Source organism: Veillonella sp. VA141 (assembly GCF_003992175.1).
Lineage (GTDB): Bacteria > Bacillota > Negativicutes > Veillonellales > Veillonellaceae > F0422.
In genome coordinates, this window is sequence record NZ_RQVM01000009.1 from 1 (window position 1) to 3,064 (window position 3,064).

Genomic DNA, 3,064 nt, shown 5'->3' on the forward strand with positions numbered 1-3,064 from the left:
GATAAAATTTATGATTTGGTCTCTTAGAGTTGACTCTAAGGGTTAGACCAAGCACATAGATTCTCTAAATTAACTTATAAGGTGAGAGCATCCGAAAGGATGACTCTAAAGCAAAAGACATAACCATATGTCACTATCAAGTAAAGATAGTAAGGGCATACGGTGGATGCCTTGGCTATACTGGCCGAAGAAGGACGCGGTAAGCTGCGAAAAGCTACGGAGAGGTGCAAGCGACCATTGACCCGTAGATATCCGAATGGGGGAACCCGGCAGAGAAAAGCTCTGTCACCCATACCAGAGAGTATGAGGAGGGCACCTGGGGAACTGAAACATCTAAGTACCCAGAGGAAAAGTAATCAAACGAGATTCTCTTAGTAGCGGCGAGCGAACGGGGAAGAGCCCAAACCGGACTGGTTCGCCAGACCGGGGTTGAGGACTGCTAACAAGCATAAATGGGATAGACGAACCGACTTGGAACGGTCGGCCGAAGAAGGTGAAAGCCCTGTAGTCGAAATCCTGCATATGTGGAGCAGTATCCAGAGTACCACGAGACACGTGAAACCTTGTGGGAAGCAGGGGGGACCACCCTCCAAGGCAAAATACCAGTATAGACCGATAGCGCATAGTACCGTGAGGGAAAGGTGAAAAGCACCCCGGGAGGGGAGTGAAAGAGAACCTGAAACCGTATGTCTACAAACAGTCGAAGACCGTATAATTGCAGGTCGACGGCGTGCCTATTGAAGAATGAACCGGCGAGTTACTGTCACTAGCGAGGTTAAGCGGAAAACGTGGAGCCGAAGCGAAAGCGAGTCTGAATAGGGCGAGGAGTTAGTGGTAGTAGACCCGAAACCGTAGTGATCTATCCATGGCCAGGTTGAAGCACAGGTAAAATTGTGTGGAGGACCGAACTCGTGAGCGTTGAAAAGCTTTGGGATGAGTTGTGGATAGGGGTGAAATGCCAATCGAACACGGAGATAGCTGGTTCTCCCCGAAATAGCTTTAGGGCTAGCCTCATGGTAAAGAGTATAGGCGGTAGAGCTCTGATCGGGCTAGGGCCCACACCGGGTACCGAACCTAGTCAAACTACGAATGGCTATACTTATACATGGGAGTCAGACTATGAGTGATAAGGCCCATAGTCAAGAGGGAAACAGCCCAGACCACCGACTAAGGCCCCCAATGCTGCATTAAGTGGCAAAGGATGTGGAGTTTCCAAAACAACCAGGATGTTGGCTTAGAAGCAGCCACCATTTAAAGAGTGCGTAATAGCTCACTGGTCGAGAGACTCTGCGCCGAAAATGTCCGGGGCTAAAATGCAGAGCCGAAGTCGTGGCAATGGTAGCAATACCATTGGGTAGGGGAGCGTTCTTATTGGATTGAAGCAGTACCGGAAGGAGCTGTGGACTGGTAAGAAGTGAGAATGCCGGTATGAGTAGCGAAAAGAAAGGTGAGAATCCTTTCCACCGAAAGCCTAAGGGTTCCTGAGCAACGATCGTCGTCTCAGGGTAAGTCGGGACCTAAGCCGAGGCGGAAAAGCATAGGCGATGGACAACAGGTTGAAATTCCTGTACTAGTATGAATTGTTTGATCGATGGAGTGACGCAAACAGGTAGGTTAGCATGCGATTGGAAGTGCATGTTTAAGCGTGTAGGTTGAGTAATAGGTAAATCCGTTACTCTAAAAGCTGAGGCGTGATGACGAGCTCAAAAGAGCGAAGTAATTGATCCTAAGTTGCCGAGAAAAGCTTCTAGGTAGAGACATACTACCCGTACCAAAACCGACACAGGTAGGCGGGGAGAGAATCCTAAGGTGCGCGGGAAAACCCTCGTTAAGGAACTCGGCAAAATGCATCCGTAACTTCGGGAAAAGGATGACCCATGTAGTGTGAAAGCTTGTAACGGCAGGAGCATGAATGGGTGGCACAAGAGAGGCGCAAGCGACTGTTTACCACAAACACAGGTGCCTGCTAAAGCGAAAGCTGACGTATAGGTGCTGACACCTGCCCGGTGCTGGAAGGTTAAGAGGAGGGGTTAGGAGTAATCCGAAGCTCTGAATTGAAGCCCCAGTAAACGGCGGCCGTAACTATAACGGTCCTAAGGTAGCGAAATTCCTTGTCGGGTAAGTTCCGACCCGCACGAAAGGTGTAACGACTTGCGCACTGTCTCAACGAGGGACCCGGTGAAATTGAAGTACCTGTGAAGATGCAGGTTACCCGCGACTGGACAGAAAGACCCCATGGAGCTTTACTGTAACTTAGGATTGATTTTAGTTAATGAATGTACAGGATAGGTGGGAGACGTAGAAGCTAGGGCGCTAGTCTTAGTGGAGTCGCTGTTGGGATACCACCCTTTGATTAATTGAAATCTAACGGGAAGAGTAACGACCTTCCGGACAGTCCTAGGTGGACAGTTTGACTGGGGCGGTCGCCTCCTAAAGAGTAACGGAGGCGCCCAAAGGTTCCCTCAGAGCGGACGGAAATCGCTCGAAGAGTGTAAAGGCAGAAGGGAGCTTGACTGCGAGACCAACAAGTCGAGCAGGGACGAAAGTCGGGCTTAGTGATCCGGTGGTGCCGAGTGGAAGGGCCATCGCTCAACGGATAAAAGCTACCCTGGGGATAACAGGCTAATCTCTCCCAAGAGTCCATATCGACGGGGAGGTTTGGCACCTCGATGTCGGCTCATCACATCCTGGGGCTGAAGTAGGTCCCAAGGGTTCGGCTGTTCGCCGATTAAAGTGGTACGTGAGCTGGGTTCAGAACGTCGTGAGACAGTTCGGTCCCTATCCATCGCGGGCGAAAGAAACTTGAAGGGGGCTGCTCCTAGTACGAGAGGACCGGAGTGGACGAACCGCTGGTGTACCAATTATCCTGCCAAGGGTACAGTTGGGTAGCTACGTTCGGGACGGATAAACGCTGAAAGCATCTAAGCGTGAAACCAGCCTTGAGATGAGGTTTCTCATAGCATAAGCTAGTAAGATCCCATGTAGACGACATGGTTGATAGGCCAGGTGTGGAAGTGCTGCAAGGCATGGAGCTGACTGGTACTAATAGATCGAGGGCTTTACT

At 50.5% G+C, this 3,064-nt stretch carries 1 rRNA gene; it reads left to right on the plus strand.

What is annotated here, in order from left to right:
• Positions 1–139 precede the first annotated feature (139 nt).
• Positions 140–3,064, plus strand: a 23S ribosomal RNA gene (locus EO112_RS08235).